We start from the raw sequence: 23,541 nt of genomic DNA, 5'->3' as shown, positions 1-23,541 counted from the left end.
CCTCAAGCATTCATCCGCCCCACCTGTATGAATCATTATTCAAACCTGCTAAATCTAATACCCTGTCAACCACAGTTGCAGCCACTGCCTCGATGCTAGCGGGCCTGCTATAAAAAGATGGCGTTGCCGGACAAATAATTCCCCCGGCCTCTGTAACCGTTTTCATATTATTGATGTGGATAAGATTAAACGGAGTTTCTCTTACAACAAGAATTAATTTTCTTCGCTCCTTTAAAATTACATCTGCTGCCCTTGTAGTCAGATCATCAGAAACACCCGAAGCAATTCTCCCTAAAGTGCCCATTGAGCAAGGGCAAATTATCATGGTATCAAACTTTGCCGAACCGGATGCAAATGGAGCAGTAAAATCCGATTTGGCATAAAACTTAAAGGGGTAATTCATATAAGAATCTTCCTCTAATTCATATTTCCAAACTTCCTTTGCATTATCAGACATAATAATACCTACCGCTTCAATATCAGATTGAAGATTCAATAATTTATCAAATAAAACCTTTGTATAAATTGAACCACTGGCACCAGACACTGCAATAACTATCTTTTTTTTCCTCATCAGATTCTTAACAAAACAGCAATGAAAAAGTTAAATAATAAAAAAGGGTCGAATATTTAAATTCGACCCTACATCTACCTATGAAAAACATGCCCTTTGGGAGGGCATTACAAATATAGATATAATGTTATACGTGCCAAATTTATTTAAGCAAAAAAAGGCTTAAACATCCATTATAGATAAATTATTGATTTACAATGACTAACAGAAATATTTTACCTTAAATACCGGTAAAAACATTTCTTGCATTTTTTAAAAAAAAAGGGTCGAATATTTGATTCGACCCTACATCTACCTATGAAAAACATGCCCTTTGGGAGGGCATATACTAAAAGACAAATGTGGTGCCAACGCTGAAAACCCCTTCTCAGACCTGTTCTAAAATATTTCATTTAACCCCATTGGGATCTATAACCACATATGGGAATACCATTCCCGATTTCGCCACACATTGCATTCTACGACTTAATTTAATATTATCTAAGGATTTTTAGCATTATACTAAGCCCAATAAAAAAGGGCCGAATATTAAAATTCGACCCTACATCTACCTATGAAAAACATGCCCTTTGGGAGGGCATATACTAAAAGACAAATGTGGTGCCAACGCTGAAAAACCCTTTTTTAGACCCTATTCTAACTAACTTTATTTACCCTATTGGGAATTACAACCACATGTGGGAATACCATTTCCCGATTTTGCCACAATTGCTTTTTACAGGCTTATATATTATATGCGTATTATATGCGGTTGTTTTGGTTCTTTTCGCAACAGAATATTCGCGGATCTACCGACTCTTTCAATGCTCCTTCCAGGGCTCAATACCTTGGGGTAGGAAATGCTGAGTGTTGCTCTTAGACTGGCTGATTGTATACTTAGTCCACAAGGTTTTATTCTGATCCATGTCTTTTAGAAATACGTAGCTAAAAAAAGGGCCGAACATTAAATTCGACCCTACATCTACCTATGAAAAACATGCCCTTTGGGAGGGCATATACTGAAAGACAAATGCTGTGCCAGCGTTAAAAAACCTTTTTCATCCCCCTTCTAACCATGTTTCGTTTATCCAACTGGGAATTATAACCACAAACTGGAATACCATTTCCCGATTTTGCCACACTTGCTCTTGTATCATATTCAAGCAAGCAAAAAACGCATACAAGAAGTCATTCCCCCATTCCCTGAAGACCTGATGAAATTTTAAGCGGTAAAAATCAGGTTAAGCCTCTTGACTCAAGGGTTCTTATATGATAGCTGACCAGATCGGTGATTGGAGATTTAATGATCTTTCCAATTTCCATCTCATATTTTTGAGCGCACTTATTCAGAATGTCGGAAAAGTAAAAAGCAACAGATCCAACAGCATTAAACTTATGTGAATTATATCCGGGATAAAGACAAACTAATTGAGTAAACAGGTCGTCTATTGAACTTTCAACAAGAGAATAAATGTGCTGGTCCTTAAGATTTTTATAAGCAAATTCAGCAAAGACCGCACAAAACCTGTTTGCCAGTGGTTCTGTATAAACTTTGTTCAGGATATCATCATGCCTGTAAGTATAAGTTCGTTCAAAATTCTCTCTGACACCCGGTGACAAAGTTCCTCTTAAGTAACTCACCAATATTTTTTTCCCGATATAACAACCACTCCCCTCATCACCCAGAATATATGCCGCAGAATTTACCTGATGAATAATTTTTCCACCATCATACAAACAGGTATTAGTTCCTGTGCCAAGAATAGCTGCAAATCCAGGCTGATCTCCCAATAAGGCCCTGCATGAAGCCAAAAGATCATCTTTAACAACTATTTCAGCATTAATAAAAATATCCTGAAAAGCCCGTTTCAATATCTGAGCTTTTTCTTCCCCGTGCACACCTGCACCGTAGAAATAAATCTTTTCTACACCTGTTATCTTTAAACCCTCAGGCAATACTTTTGACAAGGATTTTCTAATATAATCTTCATTTACGAAATATGGATTATACCCTTCAGAATAAAAATCTTGACTCTCTAAATCTTTGCTCAGCAAACACCAATGGGTCTTGGTTGAGCCTCCATCTGCTATTAGTATCATTATTCTATAAAGGTAATTAAAGATAGTGTAAAATATACACCAAGTTTAGATTTTCACAAATCCAACATCCATTAATGAGGCTTACCAATACGTGACAAAGAATCAGAATTCTTTTTAATACCTGGCCTACTTTATATGCTGATTGTATACTTTTTACCTTTTACAGTAGTAAAAGTGTTAATATAACCGTAATCAGTTTTCAGAGATTTTGAAGCCGCGCCACTTACCTTAACAGGATAAGCAGTCCTTATTTTACAATCTCCTCCGGCATTAGAAAATATGATAGCTTTCGTAAGTTTTTTATCTTTCCAGTTCATCTCCACGGTAAAATTCCCTCTTGCTTTCAATCCTTTCACACTCCCCTCAGTCCACTCATCCGGCATTGCTGCCAGCAGATGAATTTCTCCAAGGTGGCTTTGCAGCATCATTTCTGTCATTCCGGCAATGCTGCCAAAGTTTCCATCAATCTGAAAGGGAGGATGGGCATCGAATAAATTTGCATAAGATCCACCTCCCTTTGAATAATTAGTACCCTTTTGACCTGTAGGGCGCAATAAGGTTCGGATCATTTTATATGCATGGTTTCCGTCAAGCAAACGGGCCCAAAAATTAATTTTCCATGCAAGGCTCCATCCGGTTCCGTCATCCCCTCTTAGCTCTAAGGTTTTTTTAGAGGCTTCTGCAAAGGAGGGAGTAGTGATTGGCGCAATCTGCCTTCCGGGATATAAGCCAAATAAATGAGATACATGCCTGTGTTTGGGATCCACATCTTCCCAGTCTTTATACCATTCCTGTAAATTGCCCTTCTTACCAATCTGCAGGGGGAATAACTTACTTCGCTTTTCTGTAATTAACTCCCTGAATGCTTCATCTTCATTTAACACCTTTGATGCTTCAATCAGATTGGTAAACAGGTCCCAGATAATCTGCATATCCATAGTTGTGGCAACAGAGACAGTTCCGGGTTTCCCTTTATCGTCAATAAAGGCATTTTCGGGTGATACTGACGGAGCCGTAACAAGCCGGCCCTTTTTATCTTCAACCAAGAAATCTATGCAAAACTGAGCCGCACCTTTCATTAAAGGATAGGCGGTTTCTTTCAGATATTTTTTATCCTGAGTAAACTCATAATGCCACCATAAATGCTGAGAAAGCCACGGCGAGCCCATAGTCCAGTTGGCCCACATCGGGTCGCCCTTACCAAGGTCCCCTACAGGATTGGCCAGGGCCCAGATATCGCTATTATGGTGCACTGCCCAGCCTTTTGCGTGATAAAAATCATTGGCTATAGCTTTCCCTGTTACCGAGGTATTCTTTATAAACTCTATAAAAGGTAAATGCATTTCAGAAAGATTGGTTACTTCTGCGGGCCAATAATTCATCTGTGCATTGATATTGGTTGTATAATTCGAACTCCATGGGGGTCTTACTTCTTTATTCCAGATACCCTGTAAATTTGCAGGAACTCCACCTGGCCTCGAGCTGGAAATAAGGAGATACCTCCCGTACTGATAGTAAAGCATTTCCAATTCAGGATCTTTCGCCCCTTCTGTATATCCTATTAAACGTTCATCAGTGGGCAGCGAGGCATTTTTATTATTAGCCGGTACCGCTAATTTAAAGGAAACACGGTTAAAGTACTTGTGAAAATCGGCAGTGTGCGATTTAAATAATGATGTCCAGCCCTTTTTAATTGCTGCATTCAGGTATTGCGATGCTAATTTTTTCTCATCCTTTCCTTCAGAATCCGGGCATTTATCAAACCCATTAAAGCTCGTTGCTGCCGAAAGAAATATCAAAGCTTCTGAAGCGTTTACAATAGTTACTCCGCTTGTATCGCTGCTAATAGTTCCTCCATTGCTTGTAGCTTTTACTCTCAATTCATAACGCACCCCTTTGCATCCCGCTGTATCATCGGCAACCATTGGTTTATCGCTACGTACATAATTAGGCTCTAAGTGGGATGGAGATTTTCCCCGCATCGCAATTTCACTGTTACTGATAACAGTGTTTGTATAGGTTAAAGGGTTTCTAGTCTTTAACTTTAAATTCAGCCGCCCTGGTTTATTAGCCGTTAACCGGATAACAATAACCTGATCCGCTGCAGAACTTATCATTTGTCGCGTAAATTCCGTTCCGTCTATTGTAAATCGTGTGGTTAAAATCGCTTCCTTAGTATTCAAATCACGATAATATGCAGATGGTTCAGAATCTCTGAAATGCTGACTGATAATTAAATCGCCAAGAGGGAAATATGACTCGGAGTAATAGCCCTGCATGTTCTTGGTATATTCATTGGCTTTTGTATAGTCTTCATCTTTAAAAAGAGCCTCTCGGGCCAGCAGCAGGTTTGCATAAGCCTTTGGGTTCACATTTTTCCTAACAGGACCGCCAGTCCATAAAGTTGCTTCATTTAACTGGATAAGCTCCTCCTTAACGCCTCCAAACACCATTGCTCCAAGCCGGCCATTACCAACAGGCAATGCTTCTGTCCAGGTGCTTGCCGGCTTTTTATACCATAACTTTGAATCATTTTGACAGATTGCGGTTAAGGGAATTAAAATGAGAGCAGAAATTATGAGTTTCCTAACCATAAATTTTTTAATAAAATTAAATCACACCGATGTTAATAGAATGCTTCCAGAAAAAACGACGAATGAATACATTCAAAAGTTAAAGGCCTATAGTTGAGTCCAAAACTAAAAGAATAATTGTATATCAATTTTACTTTTTTATCTAAAATTTAAGAGATATTATCCTAATTTGTAGTACGACACAAGAAAGCAGAATAAGTACTACAATGAAACCTCAGTTATTAAAAATAACGCATCAACCCGTGTCCTCATTTAGTGTACGCCAGGATATTCCTAATATCAACAGCAGGTGGCATTATCATCCGGAAATAGAATTAATTTGTTTCCATAAAGGTGGAGGGACGCAATTTATCGGAGATCACATAAAGAAATTCGCTGCAGGAGATGTCGTCTTATTAGGGTCTAATTTACCTCATTACTGGATGTTTGATGAATATCTTGGCAATAATAATGAGCATCTGCCGTATTCCACAGTTATACATTTCGAGGAAAATTTTATCGGAGAACGATTTTTACTTTTACCTGAAAGCAGGGCGCTAAAAACTGTTTTTGAAAAAGCCCAGCAAGGTATTCTTATTTCAGGCCATGAAGCCCGGAACATAATATTTCTGATGGATAAGGTGCATAAATCCAGCGGATTCAGAAGAATTATATCATTAATGGAGTGCCTTGAGGCTTTAGCAAACATAAACCATTTAACTCTTTTATCCTCTATAGGATTTCGATATCATGAATATGACTCTGAAAATGAAAGATTGAATACCATATACAATTTCACCCTGAAAAACTTCATGAAGAAGATAGAGCTGAAGGAAATTGCCTCTATTACCGGTTTAATACCGAATTCTTTTTGCAGATATTTTAAGACCCGTACCGGAAAAACCTACAATCAGTTTTTACTCGAAATCAGGATAGGATATGCTTGTAAGCTCTTGCTTGACAATAATCAAAGTATCAAGCAAGTTTGCTTCGAGTCTGGATTTAATAACTTCAGCTGCTTTCACAAAAACTTTAAAAGCATAACCGGGTATACCCCTCAGGGATACCAGAATGCATACATCAAAAATCATAATCATCTTCCAATAGCCCTTCAGGATATCCTTTTATGAAATACAAAAGTGTATGATATTTGGCCTGATTTCCCATTAAACGAAAAGCTCCGAAAACCTTCCCCCTATGAGTCAAAACAGTTTTACCAGCCTAGATTCTGTACAAGATTTATATTTAATTGTAACTGATTCGTAGACAAAGAGATCAAATAATTCATATTAAAAGAAATTCCTTTCATTCACTGGATCTGCTAATACATTTCAATTAAGCAATGCCGGGGCTGCGGAGAGCAGCTAAAACTGATTTTTTAATAATTGCCTGAAAACATTTGCTACCTGTGTCAGTTTATTTGATATATATATGTTATGGACCAATCAATATTTCTTTTAGTAAAAGATTCCAAGGATGATTGCAGAGATGTAATTCGACATAGAGATGGAGACTTAAAAGTAAGGGTATATTGTTTGAATAAAGATCCTTATGAACCCGACCCCTCTGAACTTCAGTTTTTTGGAAATGACAATGGAGAAATTTTAGCATTTGAAACTGTAGGATATGATGGTTCTGACCCTCTGCTGGTAATTGAATCAATCAGATGGTACGCTGATTATATAGACAATCCAAAGATGGAAATCTTAGCAGAGAATCCCGGGCTACCAGACCCCAATCATAACAAATCTCTATTCAAATAATAATTTTACTTCTTCAAACTAATTTAGTGCGTTACATAAAAATCTGACAATTGATTACTCTGACAGGTTCGCGAATTAATATCGCCTGACTAAAGCTTCCGTTGGGCTTACAAATTTCCTAACTCTTGAGACCAGCTCACTTAAATTAAAAGGTTTTATTATAAAATCATCTCCACCTAATTCAAACGCCTCTAAAAGTACCCTTTCTAATCCTATGGACGAAAGAACTATTACTGGTGTATTTTTAATTACTGGATTATTCTTAATATGACTTACAACCTCAAGACCACTTACAAACGGCATCATTATATCCGTAATAACTAAATCATATAGAGTTTTCGATAGCATCTCAATCCCCTCTGCTCCATCCCTGGCTAAATAAACGTCGTATCCATCTTTTTTTAAACGAAATTCAAGAGCTTTAATCATTAGCTCATCATCTTCAATTACAAGAACTTTTGCCATCGATTAACTATCATTTAGGATATACTACGCAAAAACTTCACCAACTTTCCGAAAACATAAATGCGAAGATATGATTCGTTTAAAGCGCCCCAGGACACTCTTGCAGCTGAGTACCCCATTTGAGAGAAATGCTTAGATGCAACAAAATCCTCAAATTGTATAATAAATTCCCATATAGGCAGAAAATCTTTTATTGGATAATCTCTAAATTGAACATGAATGTTAAGCTTAAGCTATTATATTTGCAACCAATTGCCCGGGTGGCGAAACTGGTAGACGCACCACCTTGAGGTGGTGGCGCCTTAACGGGTGTAGCGGTTCGAATCCGCTCTCGGGCACAAAAAAAGGGGAAAGTACAATTTTCCCCTTTTTGATCTAAATACACTTTTCTTAAGAAACTAAAGCTAAATCCCTTTCTTTCTTCTTTTCAGGCATTCCCAGCTTTTTTATATGAGTTAAGTGGGACACGAAGGCTTTAAAAACCGTTGGATGTTCAATATAATTTACCTCAAACTCCTTACAGGTTCTCTTTACAATTTCATTGATTTTAGGATAATGGATATGGCTGATACGGGGAAACAAATGATGTTCTACCTGGAAATTCAGACCTCCTACAAACCATGAAACCAACTTACTTTTAGTTGCGAAATTGGCTGTTGTACTAATCTGGTGAATAGCCCATTCCTGATCAATTTTATTTGTTAGAGGATGTGGCTCAGGAAATTGCGTCCCCTCTACCACATGGGCTAACTGAAATACGATACTAATGCTGTAACCACACACAAACCCGGCAATTAAAAAGCCCAGAAAGGTTTCCAGCACTCCTACCATAACTATTGGCACAACCAGGTAAACACTAACATAAAATGCTTTTGTTGTCCAAAAAATCAAATGTTCATTTAAAGCTATTTTCTTGGGAGAATCTTTTGGTCCCATTTTACCGGTAAAATATTTTTCGAAATCCTGGTATAAGATCCAGGCCATATAAGATATCCCATACAAAAACACCCAATAAAATTGCTGATATTTATGATAACTCTGTTTAGCTTGTTCGCTATGCATGCGCATAAACTTTATATCAATATCATGATCCATCCCGTCAATATTTGTATAGGTATGGTGGTTTATATTGTGCTTCTGTTTCCAGAAATAAATGGTGCCCCCCATCACGTTAAGTGAATACGCACTGAAGGCATTGAGTATTTTATTTTTAGAAAAACTCCCGTGTCCACCTTCATGCATAATGTTAAATCCGATAGCAGCAAAGGTTAAACCCAGGACGCAGCACAGTAAAACAGATATCCATGGATTTGGAGTAAAAAACACAAGTGTGATATAGGTACTTACTAAAGAAGTTAATAATATAATACTTTTCAGAAACAATTTCCATCCGCCGGAAACACACAATTTATTAGAGGTAAAATAATTATCAACCCTGCTTTTAAGTGTGTTAAAAAAAAGAGTGTTTTGGCTGTTGAAAGAAATTTTTGTCATATAATTTTAAGATACTGTTACTTTAACGCTTATTAGTAATTAACATTGCAGCGAGAATGCGTTTACAACAATGTGAACCTAAATCTGTTCTGACCTGGATCAACAATTAAGCATTTAAAACAAGCTGGTTACGTTCTTTGCGGGACTAGATAACTTTAATGGCTTTCTTCCTTTCTTGCTAAGAAAGCTTTATGCAGAATACTAATTTACAATTGTGTAAAGGTATAAGTTTATTTTACACAATTGGTTTTACATTATTTTATTGATCGTTCAGGTTTAAAACCAGGCTATCATAAGCAAGCTCTATTCCCTCGGGCAGTTCCTTACTCACATCCTCATGCTTCCCCATTCTGTGACTTATATGGGTGAGATATGTTTTAGGGGCGCCTATTTCCTGAGCAAAGGCAATAGCTTCATCCAGTGTGAAATGAGATATATGCTTATCTTTTTGCAAGGCATTTACTACCAGAATTTCCGAGCCTTTAATTTTCTCTTTTTCGGCCTGAGATATTGTCTTTGCATCAGTGATGTAAGTAAAATCATTTATTCTGAATCCAAATACCGGCAATTGGTAGTGCATAACTTCAATAGGTATAACATTGATCCCATCAACCAGAAAAGGTATATTAGATATTTCGGTTAGATTTATAAGAGGTACCCCAGGATATTTGGAATCTCCGAATGCATAATGAAACTCCCTTTCCAGTGTTTGATGCACCCGTTTATTCGCATAAACGTTCATTGCTTCTTTCTGATGATAATTAAAAGCCCTCACGTCATCCAGCCCTGCTACATGATCTTTATGTTCGTGAGTAATCAATATACCGTCGAGGTGCTTAACCTTTGCTCTCAGCATCTGGTATCTGAAATCGGGACCAGTATCAATAACAAGAGTTTTTCCGTCAACTTCAATTAAAACAGAAACTCTTAATCTATTATCATATGGGGAGGAAGAAGTACATACCTCGCAACTGCATCCTATAAGTGGGACTCCCTGAGAAGTTCCTGTTCCTAAAAAAGTAATTTTCACAGTTGAAGGGTAGTTTGTTTTAATACATAAAGAAATTGCTTCTGTTTTTCATCAAGCATACTTTCGTCAGTTTGGATGTTTTGTAAAAGTTGAGCAAGCGAGTTTATTTTACTTTCAACATTTGAAAATTTATTCACGACAACGACTTTACTGTCCTCAAGAATACAAGCTCCCGTCTTGAAGCTTCCCTTTTCATAACGAACCTTGTATTCCAGACTTTTCAGCAATTGCTCAAGCTTTTCTAATGTATGTTGAGTATATGACAGGGACATTTTCAAAATTAACAAAAGCAGCCATTCTCCGAAACATATCATTAAAAAAGCGATGATCTCTCACCGCTTTTTTACTTTTTAATTTTTCAATTATTTACTTTTTACTTTTTACCGTAAGTCTACCACTTCTACACCAGGATACTTCTTGGCATCAAAGCCAAACATAGATTCAGGTACTTTAACATTAGGCGTGAATGTTCTGATTGAATAAGTATATCGATTCCCGTTTTTATCAAAAATAGTCGCGTTACTAATTTGTTTATTCAATTTATCAATATTAAGCCTGACCTTAAAAAAAGAGCGTTTACTATCCAAAGGCGTTAAATCAATCACATGTGTGACGCGGTTATTAATCTTTGAATCACCGGTATATACATATTTAAAGCCTTTTTCGTAAATCGTGAAAATTTGGGCAGGATTCATCGCATTTGGACTATTATCTACTTCGCTTAACTGAACTTCCTTATCGGCTTTCACATAGGTCCACTGGTTTCTACCATCACTTATAAGTTCCTGTGCTTTTAAAACAACCTTATATTTATTGGCCTTAGATTTAGCGTACAAAGTCCCCGCCTGGGTTTCTTTTACTTTAGCCTGAGGATTATCAAGTGTAAAGGTGAAATCAGTTTTAATTACGTCATACGATCGATATTTCTTACTTACTTCAGCTAATATTGCTTTAGCCTTCGCATCTGTTTGTGCCCAAACACTTGCTACAGATCCAATAATTATTATGGCACTGAAAATAATTCTTCTCATCTCTTCTAATTTAAATCTACTTCTTATTAAGGTTGTCCAGGAACTGTTCCAATGCATAGTCATCAGGTAAAAGAACTTCACGTGCCTTACTTCCTTCAAAAGGCCCGACAATACCTGCAGCTTCTAACTGATCAATCAGTCGCCCCGCCCTATTATAACCCAATTTCAGCTTTCTTTGTATAAGCGATGTAGAACCTTGCTGATGCATGACAATAAGCCGCGCGGCATCTTCAAATAACGAATCCCTGTCTGCCGGGTCAAAATCCTTAATACTGCCACCTTCTCCATTTTCATCAACGTACTCTGGCAGCATCCAGGCTGAAGAATACCCTCTTTGATTTCCGATAAAATCCGAAATCCTTTCAACTTCAGGTGTGTCAACAAATGCACATTGAAGTCTTATCAGATCATTTCCTGTGGAAAACAACATATCTCCCCTTCCGATAAGCTGATCCGCACCGCCTGAATCTAAAATGGTTCTGGAATCAATTTTAGACAACACACGGAAAGCCAGACGTGCCGGGAAATTGGCTTTGATCGTTCCTGTAATGATATTTACAGACGGACGCTGTGTAGCAATCACAAGATGTATACCTACCGCCCTGGCCAGCTGAGCCAAACGTGCTATGGGTGTTTCTACTTCTTTTCCTGCTGTCATCATCAAATCTGCAAACTCATCTACAACCAATACTATAAAAGGTAAGAACCTGTGACCCTCCTCAGGGTTTAATTTACGATTGATAAATTTTGCATTATATTCTTTTAAATTTCGCACCTGACCATTTTTCAACAGGTCATATCGCTGATCCATTTCAATACAAAGTGAGTTTAAAGTACTGATAACCTTCTTTGTATCTGTTATGATAGCATCTTCTTCTCCGGGAAGTTTGGCTAAAAAATGTCTTTCTATTTTTCTGAACAGGGTTAGCTCTACTTTCTTAGGATCTACCAAAACGAATTTCAGTTCGGATGGATGCTTCTTGTAAAGCAATGACGCCAGAATACAATTTATACCGACGGATTTTCCCTGCCCTGTAGCACCAGCAACCAGCAAGTGAGGCATTTTTGCTAAATCGGCAATAAATACTTCATTAGATATGGTTTTACCCAATGCAATAGGTAAATCCATCGTCGTATTCTGAAACTTATCTGTCGCAAGTACCGAACGCATGGAAACCATCTCAGGATGCTGATTGGGAACTTCTATCCCTATAGTCCCTTTTCCAGGCATCGGAGCAATAATCCGGATACCTAATGCCGCCAGACTCAAAGCGATATCATCCTCAAGATTTTTAATTTTTGAGATACGAACTCCGGGTGCAGGAATTATCTCATATAAAGTAACTGTCGGACCAATAGTAGCCTTGATTTTATCAATTTCTATATTATAGTGATTTAAAGTCTCTACAATTTTATTCTTATTAGCTTCCAGCTCATCGGTATTAACCGAAATCTTATTTGATCCATAATTCTCGAGTAACTCCAGGGTTGGGTACTGATAAGATGATAAATCAAGCTTGGGATCGTACTGACCGAATTGCTGAACCAGATCTTCCGCTTTTTTCTCTTCCTCCGTTTTGGTAATGGTTAACTCAGGATCAGATTTCTGAACATTTAAGTTAAGGGCTGTAGCACTTGACTCTGTAACAGGAGCCCTGGGAACTAATACTTCCGGCTCAACATTATTTGCCAGTTCCATTGGCGGAACAATTCTTTCCTGCTTCAATAAATTAGCAGAAATTACATCTGCTGAATTATCTTTAACAGGCTCCCGTTTATTCAGTGGAAATTCAACTGGCCGGGTTCTGAAATCGTCCTCCAATTCAATTTCCTCTTCCTTAAAAGAAACCGGTGGAGTTTCAAACTCTTCTTCCTTATCTTTAGTAGGGAATTTAAAATCAATATTATAAGCGATAATCAAAACACTTAATCCGGCAAAAGTTAGCAAGCCAGCGACCCCTGTATTACCGATCTGAGCTTGCAATAATCTATTTGTCCAGAAACCAAACTCACCTTCAATAAAATGTGGAAAATCGGAGACAAAAGCATGAAAAAATGCAAATGTTATCGATATAAAAACTAACAGGAAAAGTGAATATGCCAAAGTTTTTGCAAGGGATACAACCTTCACTCGAAAAAGCAGCCTGTACCCTATTATGAAAAATACAGCTATAAAAATGAAAGATGCAACACCGAACCATTCATAAATAAACTGATGCGATAATAAGGCTCCAAATTTCCCGAGCCAATTCTCTACTACAGGACTTAACACACCAGACTCTGCCAGTTCATCAGCTGTTTTAAAAAGATTGTCCCAACCTCCGTTCGCATCGATAACATAGCTTTGATCTTCTTGCCATGTAAATAAATAAGATGTAAATGCTACTAAAAAGTACAACGAAAGCACCAGGAAGAAAAGACCTATTATCTTAAAGAGCCTGCCATCATTAAAATTTAGTTTAGGTAAAATTTCAGCTTTATCATTTCCCCTGCTAACTCTCGCCCTGGCTGCTGATTTTGGCTGCAGCTCTTCTCTGAAGCTATTTGATTTAAATTGATTTCCTTTTACAGGCATTTAGTACGATGATATTATCCCGACAAATATAATGTATATCTCTTATCACTCTTCACATCCTTTATTTATTTCTTGTTTCGAACTCATAAGTAACATGAAATTTCTTAAAAGAATAATAAATACTAATTTAGTGATATAAACATGAACGACGAAGAATATTTAGTTGAAGAATATATTCAAACAGGCAATATTAATGCACTGAAAGAATTACTGGATTTAAAACCCGCCCTTGCAAATGGAAAAACAAGTTTAAACGTATCTCCATTACTTTTATCCTGTTATTATAAGAAACCAGAAATTTCTGATATCATTTTAAAATTCATTAAAGACCTTAATATCCACGAGTCGGCCGCTGTTGGCAAGTTTGACAGCCTGGCAAGTAATATTTATAAAAACCCCGAATTAATCAATAGCTTTTCCGATGATGGATTTACACCGCTGGGATTAGCCTGTTATTTCGGACATGAAGACTCGGCCAGATATCTTTTATTGAAAGGGGCAGAAGTGAACGCTTGTTCAAAAAACGGCTTTAATGTATATCCTATTCAATCAGCGGTAGCAGCTAATAATATCGAAATTGCAAAAATTCTGCTCGAAGCAGGTGCTGATGTTAACGTCAGGCAAATATCAGGAGTTACGCCTTTACACTCTGCGGCTCAGCACGGAAATATCGATTTAATTATTTTGCTCCTTGAAGCAGGTGCAAATGTAAATGCAGTTACAGAAGATGGAAAAACGGCAGCAGATCTGGCTTCATTGGCTGGATTTAATGATTTAGCCAAAATCCTGGCTTAAATTAGAAATCCCAGATAGATGTCCTAATTCGTTTCACGTAATCTTTAAAACCTAATACGAATGCGGCGAAAAAATAAAAGATCAGAGGAAACCCAACCGAAAGGACCGATATATAAATAAAGAAAAGCCTCAACTTGGAGGTCGACATATCAAATCGCTCCCCGATGTATGTGCAGACCCCGAACGACTGTTTTTCAAAATAACCCAGTATTTTCTGTAGCATATCAATTAGGGTTTACAAGTTTTGTACCAATCGCACAATTTAAACATTTTTTAAAGTCACAGTATGTTTTTTTTAAATGAAGAAGAGCCTGTGATCTGTCAGACCTTCCTTTTTTCACTCCAATTTCAATGAATTTTTGTGTAATCTGATTCTCTTCAAATGGGATGATCTCTAATAAACTTATTACGCGATTTTTTATTATATCACTATCAGTACATTTTCCATAAGTAAATAAAGTATGTGCTATAGAATTCAGCAAAATATTATCTATTGAGGATGCACCTAACTGATTAGAAACCTTTTCAGCTTCTGTTCCAAACCGGTAATGATTTAACCAATAGGGTGAAACAGGGAGAGTTTTAAATAGCTCACGTATTTCTTTGGGCTCTTTAATTTCAACTATTTTTGAGAAAAGGTGACTCGATTGAAGTACAAGAGCAGAAAACTGAGCTAAGCGTAGCGTCGGAAAGTTTTGTGGCCGGAGTCGCAAAAACTTCCATAAGTACTTGTCAATAGGTTTTAAATTATACTTTGCCTTTAAAAAGCGATATTCATTAGCCAGACTTCTATGAAAATCGTCATTAATATCATCCTCCAGAAAACCTGCCTGCCCGAATATTAAAGCTTCGATCTGTAAAGGGTTATTTTTATGCCTGGCCAAAATTTGCTGAGGAAGAGAACGAGCCATCATTTCAAAAGGTAAAGCGTTCGTTTTAAATCCGAAGTTTCTCGCAAGCGTTATATAGAAAGCGTCATCCCAACTTCCTTTATACTCGCTTAATATCTCTATAACCTGCTCTGACTTTGTTTCGAGGCGCTCTATGAGCATGCGCAGAAGCCAGCTCTCCATATGCAAATCGCTTATTTGGGCAATATGCTTTTCGCAGGGAATCCAGTTTAAATTCTGCATCAAAATTTTATACTGAGATTCGATATCCGGATGAATAAATGGTTTGATCTCAAGAGTAGGTATCAGGCTCCCATCGTTTCTGAAAACAGGTGTATCGTATTCATACACCACATGTAAAATCACATTATTATAGGCTTTATCGTCAGGATGGCTATGACGTATCCAGTCAGAGGATTTAATGTGTATTTCAACATTCCCGGCCCATTTGGTATCCCCGATTTGAAGTTTAGCATGTTCAAAATCGGGTCCGGCATTTTTATTTAATATGCCAGCGTGTATGAGTTTAATCGGTTGATCATCTACAGTTTTTAAATCTTTCTGGCTAAAAACCTTAAATTGCCACACATAAAATAAGAAGTCTTCATAGAAAGGCATTCCTAAAATTAGAAATAAAAGTAAATTTCAAGAAATATTTTTTCCCGATTAATACCGCTGTCTTATTGTTTGAAAAATCAAATACTTAAAATATCCGCTCTAAAGCAATTTCCATTTCTTTTTGGATTTTCTGCGCTTCATTTCTCGCCGCCTGGGCAAAGTCCAATCCTGATGAGGCATAAATAACCGCTCGCGAAGAATTTACAAGAAGCCCGCAATCTTTGTTCATACCATATCTGCATACCTCATCCAGGCTCCCTCCCTGGGCGCCAACGCCCGGAACTAATAGAAAATGAGAAGGCGCGTATTTACGAATATTCAGGAAGGATTCTCCCCTGGTTGCACCTACCACGAACATCAGTTGTTCATCACCAGCCCATTCACCAGCTTTTTGTACAACCTTCTCGAAAAGCATTTCAGAACCTACAGATAAATTCTGAAAGTCTTTACTCCCTTCATTAGAAGTTAAAGCCAGGAGAATTACCCACTTATTTTCAAACTTCAGAAAAGGCTTAACTGAATCAGCCCCCATATATGGAGCTACAGTAATTGAATCAAAACTCATTTCCGATGAAACTTCGTCAAAAAATGCTGAAGCGTACATCTCAGAAGTATTACCGATGTCTCCGCGTTTAGCGTCTGCAATAGAGAAGCAATTTTTAGGTAAATATTGCCAGGTTTTAACCAGGCTTTGCCAGCCGTTTATTCCCCGTGATTCGTAAAACGCAGTATTTATTTTATAAGAAACGCAAAAATCCTTAGTCGCGTCGATAATTTGCTTATTAAATTCAAAAACAGGATCATTTAATTCAAGCAAATGCTTTGGAATTTTGTTGATGTCTGAGTCAAGACCAATACAAAGGAATGATTTCTTTAACTTTATCTGATTTATAAGTGTTTTACGATCCATATTATTATATGCCTCAAAGTAACCAAAACATAATCTTTGAAAAAATTAAATTTAATTTTTTGTTTAATTCAATATAATGCAGTAAAATTGTGACGTTATCTCAAATGTTATCCTCTGAAAAGGAAAAATCTTTGTATTTCTTACACAATAATTTTCTTTCCTGACGGGGATTTACTCTTAGAAAAATAATCCTATAAAATATTTCAAATTGAATGGCAGATATTAATGAATTGAACGACAAGCTTGTGTCAGAGCTGCGTGAGATTGCACACTCGTTTGGCGTTGAAAACGCTGACGGATTACGTAAACAAGACTTAATTAATAAAATAACAGAGCAGAAGGAGCTAATTGAAGCTGCCCGTCAGAGTGCTTTGCCAGAGGAAGCACCTCAAGCTGAAGAGGAAAAACCCCGTAAACGTATCAGAACTGTAAAAACCAAAGTCGAAGGAATTCAAAGAAATGTTGTTTCAAGACAAGAAACTCCGCATCTTGATTTCCCGGTTCAAGAGGAAGAAGAAACTTTTCAGGCTCCGGAAGAACCATCGGCTGTAGAAGCTACAGTGGAAGTCTCTGAAGATAGCGCCAGAGACTCTAAGGCAGTAGCGGAACCTCGTTTTCAGAAATTTGAGAAACGAACTCCCAATTTACCAAGAGCCAATGAAGGAAGACCTTCAGAGCCGACCCCTGCTCCTGCAACTAATCTTGACTTTGATAATGTTATTGCAAATGAAGGAGTTCTGGAAATTATGCCTGACGGCTATGGTTTTTTGCGTTCATCAGATTATAATTATCTGACTTCTCCTGATGATATCTATGTTTCCCAGTCACAAATAAAATTGTTCGGACTAAAAACAGGTGACACGGTTCGTGGTAGTATCAGACCTCCTAAAGAAGGCGAAAAGTATTTCCCTTTAGTGAGAGTTGAAGCTATCAATGGAAGAATACCGGCGGAAGTAAGAGATCGTGTGCCTTTCGACTACCTCACCCCACTTTTCCCGTCTGAAAAATTAAACTTGTTTACCGATGTAAGCAATCAGTCTACACGTATAATGGATCTGTTTACCCCTATAGGTAAGGGTCAGCGTGGTCTAATTGTAGCCCAGCCGAAAACAGGTAAAACTATATTATTGAAAGACGTAGCCAATGCTATCGCGAAAAATCATCCTGAAGTTTATCTGATTATATTATTGATTGATGAGCGTCCGGAAGAGGTTACAGACATGGCAAGAAGCGTACGTGCCGAGGTTGTTTCTTCAACTTTCGATGAACCAGCCGAACGTCATGTAAAAATTGCTAATATCGTGTTAGAAAAAGCCAAACGTATGGTAGAATGCGGGCACGATGTAGTAATCTTGTTAGATTCAATTACGCGCCTGGCCAGGGCTTATAATACTGTGGCTCCTGCTTCCGGTAAAATTCTTTCGGGTGGTGTTGATGCAAATGCATTACATAAACCTAAACGTTTCTTTGGAGCTGCGCGTAACATTGAAGATGGAGGATCATTAACAATTCTGGCTACAGCTTTAATTGATACAGGCTCAAAAATGGACGAAGTTATTTTTGAAGAATTTAAGGGAACGGGTAATATGGAGCTTCAACTGGATCGTAAGTTATCCAACAAACGAATCTTCCCGGCAATAGATATTACTGCATCAAGCACCAGACGCGACGATTTACTAAATGATAAGGACACACTTCAGCGTGTATGGATTTTACGTAATCATCTTGCTGATATGAACTCCCAGGAAGCGATGGAATTTTTGCTTGGACAAATGAGGGGTACTAAATCAAACGACGAATTCCTGATTTCAATGAATTCATAAACAGCAAAAGAGGTGTTCAAAAAGTTGTGAACTATAACTAATTTAGTCCCTATGAAAAAATCAGGTAATACAGCTTTTTGCACGTCCTCTTTTTGTTTTTCAATATGAGAAAACACATACCAAATGCGATAACCTGTTTAAACTTACTTTGTGGCTGCGTAGGCATAGTTTTGGCCTTTCGTAACAACCTCATTTTTGCCTCCTATGCAATTATTTTGGCTGCAATTTTTGATTTTTTAGACGGGTTTATTGCAAGACTATTACATGCATATTCTGAAATTGGTAAAGAGCTTGATTCTTTGGCAGATATTGTAAGCTTTGGTGTTTTACCTTCAATCATCATCTATCAGCTGTTTCTGGAAGCCCCGCAGTTAGGTATGCTTAGTCAGTATATAAATTACTCCGCTTTTCTGATAGCAATATTTTCAGCGCTGAGACTCGCTAAATTCAATATAGACACGCGGCAGGAGGATAATTTCCTGGGCTTACCCACACCTGCAAATGCATTGCTGATTGCTTCTTTACCATTTATAGTTTCGGGAGAAAATTTGTTTCTAAAAAACTATATTTTGAATGCTTTTTTCCTGTTTATCTTCAGCTTTGGAATGAGTATTTTACTGGTTATGGAAATTCCATTAATGTCATTAAAGTTTAAAAGCCTCAATTTCAGCGAGAACCTGTACAGATACATTTTAATTATTTTGGCTGTGATTTTAATCTTAATATTTAAATTTGTCGCAGTTCCAATAGTTATTTTTTTATATATCCTTTTATCAATAATTCAATTCCGACTTGTAAGATGAGATTCATTGCAGAAATAAATGTTATGCCCCTGAAAGAAATCCTTGACCCTCAAGGTAAAGCTGTTACCGGAAGCATGAAAAACCTTGGTCTTTCAGAGATTCATAATGTTCGGATAGGCAAACATATAAGTCTGGAAATTGAAGCCGATTCTGAATCTACGGCCAGAGAAAAGGTTGATACAGCATGTAAGAAATTACTTGCCAATATGATTATGGAAAGTTATGAATTTGAGCTGAAGCAGGTTTAAAGACTTGCCTGCAGATCTGTTTTAACTTTTTGCAAAAGGATATAAAGACTCTCACAAACCTCTTTTATTTCTGCAAAATCACCCGGAATCTCGTCCAGATTTGATTCTGTACGAGCATTTTGTTCTATTGCGGCCATTTGATCTTTCGCTTTATTTGCACCCATAAATGCCAAGGTGGGTTTTATTTTATGCGCAATATCACCAACAGTTTTCCAGTCTTTGGCACCAACTGCCTGTATTAGCTGTTCTGTATAAACCGGGGTTTGTTCAATGAAGATATCGATCATATCAATCATAAACTCGGCATCCCCTCCGGCTATATCATTTAAATAAGTTAAATCAATTTGGAGTTTATTGGGGTCTAATTCGTGTGACATTGGGTAAAGTTAATTGAAATTTTCTGATTTCTTTACAGATAAATCGTCGGTTAATTCGAGCAATAATTGATTAATCGTTTTCATTAATACAGGGTGCATAAGATTTGGAGCAATTTCATTAAGTGGCATTAATACAAATCGCCTGTGATGCAAAAGTTTATGCGGAATTATTAAATCGGGTAGATTGATTATGTCAGAACCATAAAATAAAATATCTATATCTATAGTCCGTGCGCCCCATCGTTCTTGTCTTATTCTATTTAAATCGTCCTCGATACTCCATATAACCTCTAAAAGGTTAAGCGGAGACAAATCTGATTTAAGACTAATTGCCTGATTTATAAAATCCGGCTGATCCGTCTTCCCCCAGGCAGCAGTTTCGAAGAACGAAGAACAAAGTTCAACAGGTCCCACTCGCTGAATAATTAAATCAAGTGCTTGCAGCAGGTAATCCTCTCTGTTTCCCATGTTGCTTCCAAGAAGTAAAAATATATCTTCCATAAACTGATTAGCCTTGTAACGTTTCAAATATATTCATATCTAATTGTATACTTGTACTTTATTAAAACGTGTAGATGAAAGAATTTTTCAAGATGGTTTTCGCCTCGATGCTAGGCATGGTTTTATCTTTTTTTGTAATTTTTATATTGTTTTTTGTTGTTATTGCGGCCATAATCGCATCATTTGATGACAATAAAGTCAAGGTTTCTGCTAACTCAGTAATTCATATGACGTTAGACCATCAGATCCAGGAACGCTCTTCGAAGAGCCCATTTGATGAACTGGATTTCGGCTTTGAAAGTAATAAGAGCATAGGACTCAATGATATTATCGCAAGTTTAAAAAGAGCGAAAACAGATGATAAAATTAAAGGGATCTATCTCGATTTAAACTCTGTTCAAGCGGGTTTCGCAACAGTTGAAGAAATCAGAAATGCCTTGATTGATTTTAAAAAATCCGGCAAATTTGTTCTGGCCTATAGCGAAGTTTATACGCAGAGTGCTTACTATCTTGCTTCTGTGGCAGATAAAGTTTATTTGAACCCTGAAGGCTTACTGGAGTTTAAAGGACTTGGAACTGAACTTACATTTTTCAAAGGCACGCTGGATAAGCTTGAAATTGAAGCACAGATAATAAAAGTAGGAACTTATAAAAGTGCTGTTGAACCTTTTATACTTGATAAAATGAGTGATGCAAACCGGCAGCAGGTGACATCATTCCTTGGTTCTATGTATGATCATTTTCTAAATTCCATCGCATCGAGCAGAAAAATTCCAAAAGATTCTTTAATTGCAATAGCAAACCAATTAAAAGTACAGCAAGCAGGAGATGCTGTGAGATATAAACTAGCCGATGGATTAAGATATAAAGACCAGGTTTTAGATGATATAAAAAACCGGACAGGGATCGATAAAGAAAAGGAAGTTAAATCGGTTTCCTTGATCGAGTATAGTAAAAACAACTCATCAGAAGAAGGTGATTTCAACAACAGGGTAGCGATAGTTTATGCTTCAGGAGAAATAACAGGCGGTGAAGGAAATGATGAGACGATTGGCTCTGAACGGATTACCCGGGCCATAAGAAAAGCAAGAGCAGATAAGAAGGTCAAGGCTCTGGTTCTCCGAATAAATTCTCCGGGCGGCAGCGCTCTTGCTTCTGATGTTATCTGGCGCGAAGTGATTCTTACTAAAAAAGTAAAACCGGTAATTGTATCAATGGGCGATCTGGCGGCATCAGGTGGATATTATATTGCATGCGCTGCGGATTCTATCTTTGCACAACCTAATACTATAACAGGATCGATAGGTGTGTTCGGAATTATTCCTAACATGCAAAAGTTCTTTAACAATAAACTGGGCATTACTTTCGACAGGGTTAAAACGGCAGAGTTTGCAGATTTAGGCTCAATATCCCGCCCCCTTACAGATGCTGAGCGTTTAATAATCCAACATGAAGTTAACCGCATCTACAATACATTTACCAAACGCGTTGCCGATGGCCGTAAAAAAGACCAGGCCTATATCAATGAAATTGGACAGGGACGTGTTTGGAGCGGAACAGAAGCTCTTAAAATTGGATTAGTTGACCGCTTGGGAAACATAAATGATGCAGTTCGATCAGCGGCAAAAATGGCTAAGCTAAAAGATTATAAGTTGGTTTCTTATCCCGCTCAAAAAAGCCCGTTTGAATCACTTTTTGAATCATCTGAAGATAAACTGAAAGATTTCTTTGCAAAAAAAGAAATGGGAGAACAATATCAATATTATCAGCAGCTAAAATCTGCGCTTCAATTTACAGGCATACAGGCCAGGTTACCTTATACAATTTCAGTTAGATAGCAAAAGCGCTTAAGGGCGCTTTTTTATTTTTTCTGATTTATTGAACCACTCTCTGATTTTATCGGAAAATCCATGTTGATTTTTCTTCTTTTCCCCTCCTATTAAAAAACCATAGGGTTTTAAAGATTCTACATTGTCAAACACAATTTTAGTTATTCCTAATAAAGGAATCGCCAAAATCATTCCCGAAATACCCCATAATTCCTCCCCCAATATCAAAACAAGTATCGTACATAAGGGATTGATATTAACTTCACCACCCACAACAAGAGGCTCAATTATATACGTCTGAATAAATTGAACCGCCGCATAGGTAATAATTACACCTATCGCCATGGCCCCGCCTCCCTGGCTAATAGCAATTAGAAGTGTTATTCCCGACCCCGTCAGATTTCCGACAAATGGTACTATCTCCAGTATCCCACATAAAACGGCGAAAAACAACGCATTGGGGATACCGGCAATAGAAAAACCTATCCCATACAATATCCAGAGAATTACAATCATCATAAACATCCCGGTAAGGTATTTATGTGCAACCTGTGACGAATCTCTGATTATTTTCGAAGTTTTATCATGTTCATTAACAGGGGTTAACTTCATTATAAAAGTTTTCAGATGATTACGGAAATAGATAAATAAAAAGGAATAAACCAGCACCAATATAATATCAACCAGCACTCCCATAAACCCTGAAATAGCATTGGTTGCGGTACCTTTACCTGATTTTTGCTGTTCTGCAATAATCTTTTCCTGTTCAGCTTTAGAAATCCCTAACTCGGAGTTAATAAACTGTTTTAGCTGTTCGATAGCCGATACAATTTTCTGCTCCAATTGAGAAAAGTCACTTGCCAGATCGGATATCTGCCAAATTAATAAAGCAATTACGCCGCTTACCGAAAGCAGAAAAACTAATAAACAAACGGTTGCCGCCCCGCCTTTATTTAAGCCCTTTCTTTCCAGCCGCCTGCTTAAAGGCAATAGCAACATAGCCAGTATACCAGCAAAGGCAATTGGAATCAGAAAAGAACGGGCATAATACAGACCCGCAAATATTAAGAACAACAGCAATAGAAGTTGAACCGATTTCGATATAGTTAATTTATTTCCCAATATGGAATAAACACTAAGTTTGTTTGAAAGTTTGTTTATAA

Annotated in this window: 22 protein-coding genes and 1 tRNA gene; 8 read left to right on the top strand and 15 right to left on the bottom strand. The window is 37.4% G+C overall.

Annotation, left to right across the window (positions count from 1 at the left end; genetic code table 11):
• Window positions 1-10: 10 nt before the first annotated feature.
• The 3 genes from WG906_RS17795 to WG906_RS17785 form a co-directional block, all read right to left on the bottom strand.
• Window positions 11-574, bottom strand: a complete 564-nt coding sequence (locus WG906_RS17795; RefSeq protein WP_339994213.1) for a UbiX family flavin prenyltransferase — start codon at window positions 572-574, stop codon at window positions 11-13.
• Window positions 575-1,789: 1,215 nt separating this feature from the next.
• Window positions 1,790-2,653 (bottom strand): N-acetylglucosamine kinase, encoded by an 864-nt coding sequence (locus WG906_RS17790; RefSeq protein ID WP_339994211.1) that lies wholly within the window; start codon window positions 2,651-2,653, stop codon window positions 1,790-1,792.
• A 131-nt stretch (window positions 2,654-2,784) separates the two neighbouring features.
• On the bottom strand, window positions 2,785-5,247 hold the full coding sequence (locus tag WG906_RS17785; RefSeq protein ID WP_339994210.1) for a glycoside hydrolase family 95 protein: 2,463 nt from the start codon (window positions 5,245-5,247) through the stop codon (window positions 2,785-2,787).
• Window positions 5,248-5,453: 206 nt separating this feature from the next.
• Here WG906_RS17785 and WG906_RS17780 point away from each other — a divergent pair, with 206 nt between their 5' ends.
• Together WG906_RS17780 and WG906_RS17775 are read left to right on the top strand one after the other, a co-directional pair.
• The gene (locus WG906_RS17780) at window positions 5,454-6,356 is read left to right on the top strand and encodes an AraC family transcriptional regulator (protein ID WP_339994209.1); all 903 of its coding nucleotides are present in this window, start codon (window positions 5,454-5,456) and stop codon (window positions 6,354-6,356) included.
• A gap of 306 nt (window positions 6,357-6,662) precedes the next feature.
• Complete coding sequence (locus WG906_RS17775; RefSeq protein WP_339994208.1) at window positions 6,663-6,989, top strand: hypothetical protein; 327 nt, start codon at window positions 6,663-6,665, stop codon at window positions 6,987-6,989.
• A gap of 75 nt (window positions 6,990-7,064) precedes the next feature.
• Here the strand turns inward: WG906_RS17775 and WG906_RS17770 are convergent, their stop codons facing one another.
• Window positions 7,065-7,454, bottom strand: a complete 390-nt coding sequence (locus WG906_RS17770) for a response regulator transcription factor (protein WP_339994207.1) — start codon at window positions 7,452-7,454, stop codon at window positions 7,065-7,067.
• Between the two features lie 254 nt (window positions 7,455-7,708).
• Between WG906_RS17770 and WG906_RS17765 the strand changes: the two genes are divergently transcribed.
• A tRNA-Leu gene (locus tag WG906_RS17765) sits at window positions 7,709-7,792 on the top strand.
• Between the two features lie 52 nt (window positions 7,793-7,844).
• Here WG906_RS17765 and WG906_RS17760 read toward each other — a convergent pair.
• The 5 genes from WG906_RS17760 to WG906_RS17740 all read right to left on the bottom strand — a co-directional run bounded on the left by WG906_RS17760 (window position 7,845) and on the right by WG906_RS17740 (window position 13,584).
• Window positions 7,845-8,948, bottom strand: a complete 1,104-nt coding sequence (locus WG906_RS17760; RefSeq protein ID WP_339994206.1) for a fatty acid desaturase family protein — start codon at window positions 8,946-8,948, stop codon at window positions 7,845-7,847.
• Window positions 8,949-9,207: 259 nt separating this feature from the next.
• Entirely contained in the window at window positions 9,208-9,978 is a 771-nt protein-coding gene (locus tag WG906_RS17755) for an MBL fold metallo-hydrolase (RefSeq protein WP_339994204.1), read from the bottom strand.
• A complete protein-coding gene (locus WG906_RS17750; RefSeq protein WP_339994203.1) occupies window positions 9,975-10,250 on the bottom strand; it encodes a hypothetical protein in 276 nt (91 codons plus the stop codon). The genes WG906_RS17755 and WG906_RS17750 overlap by 4 nt, the downstream gene beginning before the upstream one ends.
• A gap of 108 nt (window positions 10,251-10,358) precedes the next feature.
• Window positions 10,359-11,009: an outer membrane lipoprotein periplasmic chaperone LolA1 gene (gene lolA1 / locus WG906_RS17745; RefSeq protein ID WP_339994202.1), complete on the bottom strand. Its 651-nt coding sequence runs from the start codon at window positions 11,007-11,009 to the stop codon at window positions 10,359-10,361.
• Window positions 11,010-11,025: 16 nt separating this feature from the next.
• Window positions 11,026-13,584 carry an FtsK/SpoIIIE family DNA translocase gene (locus WG906_RS17740; RefSeq protein ID WP_339994201.1) on the bottom strand — a complete coding sequence of 853 codons (2,559 nt, stop codon included), beginning with the start codon at window positions 13,582-13,584 and terminating at the stop codon, window positions 11,026-11,028.
• 141 nt (window positions 13,585-13,725) lie between these two features.
• Here WG906_RS17740 and WG906_RS17735 point away from each other — a divergent pair, with 141 nt between their 5' ends.
• Window positions 13,726-14,379, top strand: coding sequence for an ankyrin repeat domain-containing protein (locus WG906_RS17735; RefSeq protein WP_339994200.1), 654 nt, complete (start codon window positions 13,726-13,728; stop codon window positions 14,377-14,379).
• A 1-nt stretch (window position 14,380) separates the two neighbouring features.
• Here the strand turns inward: WG906_RS17735 and WG906_RS19510 are convergent, their stop codons facing one another.
• The 3 genes from WG906_RS19510 to pyrF form a co-directional block, all read right to left on the bottom strand.
• Entirely contained in the window at window positions 14,381-14,602 is a 222-nt protein-coding gene (locus tag WG906_RS19510) for a PspC domain-containing protein (protein ID WP_431844491.1), read from the bottom strand.
• A gap of 1 nt (window position 14,603) precedes the next feature.
• Window positions 14,604-15,887: a DUF2851 family protein gene (locus WG906_RS17730; RefSeq protein WP_339994199.1), complete on the bottom strand. Its 1,284-nt coding sequence runs from the start codon at window positions 15,885-15,887 to the stop codon at window positions 14,604-14,606.
• 85 nt (window positions 15,888-15,972) lie between these two features.
• Window positions 15,973-16,797 (bottom strand): orotidine-5'-phosphate decarboxylase, encoded by an 825-nt coding sequence (gene pyrF / locus WG906_RS17725; protein WP_339994198.1) that lies wholly within the window; start codon window positions 16,795-16,797, stop codon window positions 15,973-15,975.
• A 212-nt stretch (window positions 16,798-17,009) separates the two neighbouring features.
• Here pyrF and rho point away from each other — a divergent pair, with 212 nt between their 5' ends.
• The 3 genes from rho (at window position 17,010) to purS (ending at window position 19,671) form a co-directional block, all read left to right on the top strand.
• Window positions 17,010-18,620 (top strand): transcription termination factor Rho, encoded by a 1,611-nt coding sequence (gene rho / locus WG906_RS17720; protein WP_339994197.1) that lies wholly within the window; start codon window positions 17,010-17,012, stop codon window positions 18,618-18,620.
• 104 nt (window positions 18,621-18,724) lie between these two features.
• Window positions 18,725-19,423, top strand: coding sequence for a CDP-diacylglycerol--serine O-phosphatidyltransferase (gene pssA, locus WG906_RS17715; protein ID WP_339994196.1), 699 nt, complete (start codon window positions 18,725-18,727; stop codon window positions 19,421-19,423).
• Window positions 19,420-19,671: a phosphoribosylformylglycinamidine synthase subunit PurS gene (purS, locus tag WG906_RS17710; RefSeq protein WP_339994195.1), complete on the top strand. Its 252-nt coding sequence runs from the start codon at window positions 19,420-19,422 to the stop codon at window positions 19,669-19,671. Before pssA ends, purS begins: the two co-directional genes overlap by 4 nt.
• On the opposite strand, the gene WG906_RS17705 is transcribed toward purS, so the two are convergent.
• Both WG906_RS17705 and folK read right to left on the bottom strand, forming a co-directional pair.
• Complete coding sequence (locus WG906_RS17705; protein WP_339994194.1) at window positions 19,668-20,048, bottom strand: Hpt domain-containing protein; 381 nt, start codon at window positions 20,046-20,048, stop codon at window positions 19,668-19,670. The genes purS and WG906_RS17705 overlap by 4 nt on opposite strands.
• A gap of 9 nt (window positions 20,049-20,057) precedes the next feature.
• On the bottom strand, window positions 20,058-20,549 hold the full coding sequence (gene folK, locus WG906_RS17700) for a 2-amino-4-hydroxy-6-hydroxymethyldihydropteridine diphosphokinase (protein WP_339994193.1): 492 nt from the start codon (window positions 20,547-20,549) through the stop codon (window positions 20,058-20,060).
• A 74-nt stretch (window positions 20,550-20,623) separates the two neighbouring features.
• Here folK and sppA point away from each other — a divergent pair, with 74 nt between their 5' ends.
• Entirely contained in the window at window positions 20,624-22,387 is a 1,764-nt protein-coding gene (sppA, locus tag WG906_RS17695) for a signal peptide peptidase SppA (protein ID WP_339994192.1), read from the top strand.
• 9 nt (window positions 22,388-22,396) lie between these two features.
• Here the strand turns inward: sppA and WG906_RS17690 are convergent, their stop codons facing one another.
• Window positions 22,397-23,500 carry an AI-2E family transporter gene (locus WG906_RS17690; protein ID WP_339994191.1) on the bottom strand — a complete coding sequence of 368 codons (1,104 nt, stop codon included), beginning with the start codon at window positions 23,498-23,500 and terminating at the stop codon, window positions 22,397-22,399.
• Between the last annotated feature and the right edge of the window lie 41 nt (window positions 23,501-23,541).

The sequence above is a fragment of the Pedobacter superstes genome, assembly GCF_037622515.1.
Taxonomy (GTDB): domain Bacteria; phylum Bacteroidota; class Bacteroidia; order Sphingobacteriales; family Sphingobacteriaceae; genus Paradesertivirga; species Paradesertivirga superstes.
This window is presented reverse-complemented; position numbering and strand designations above follow the sequence as displayed.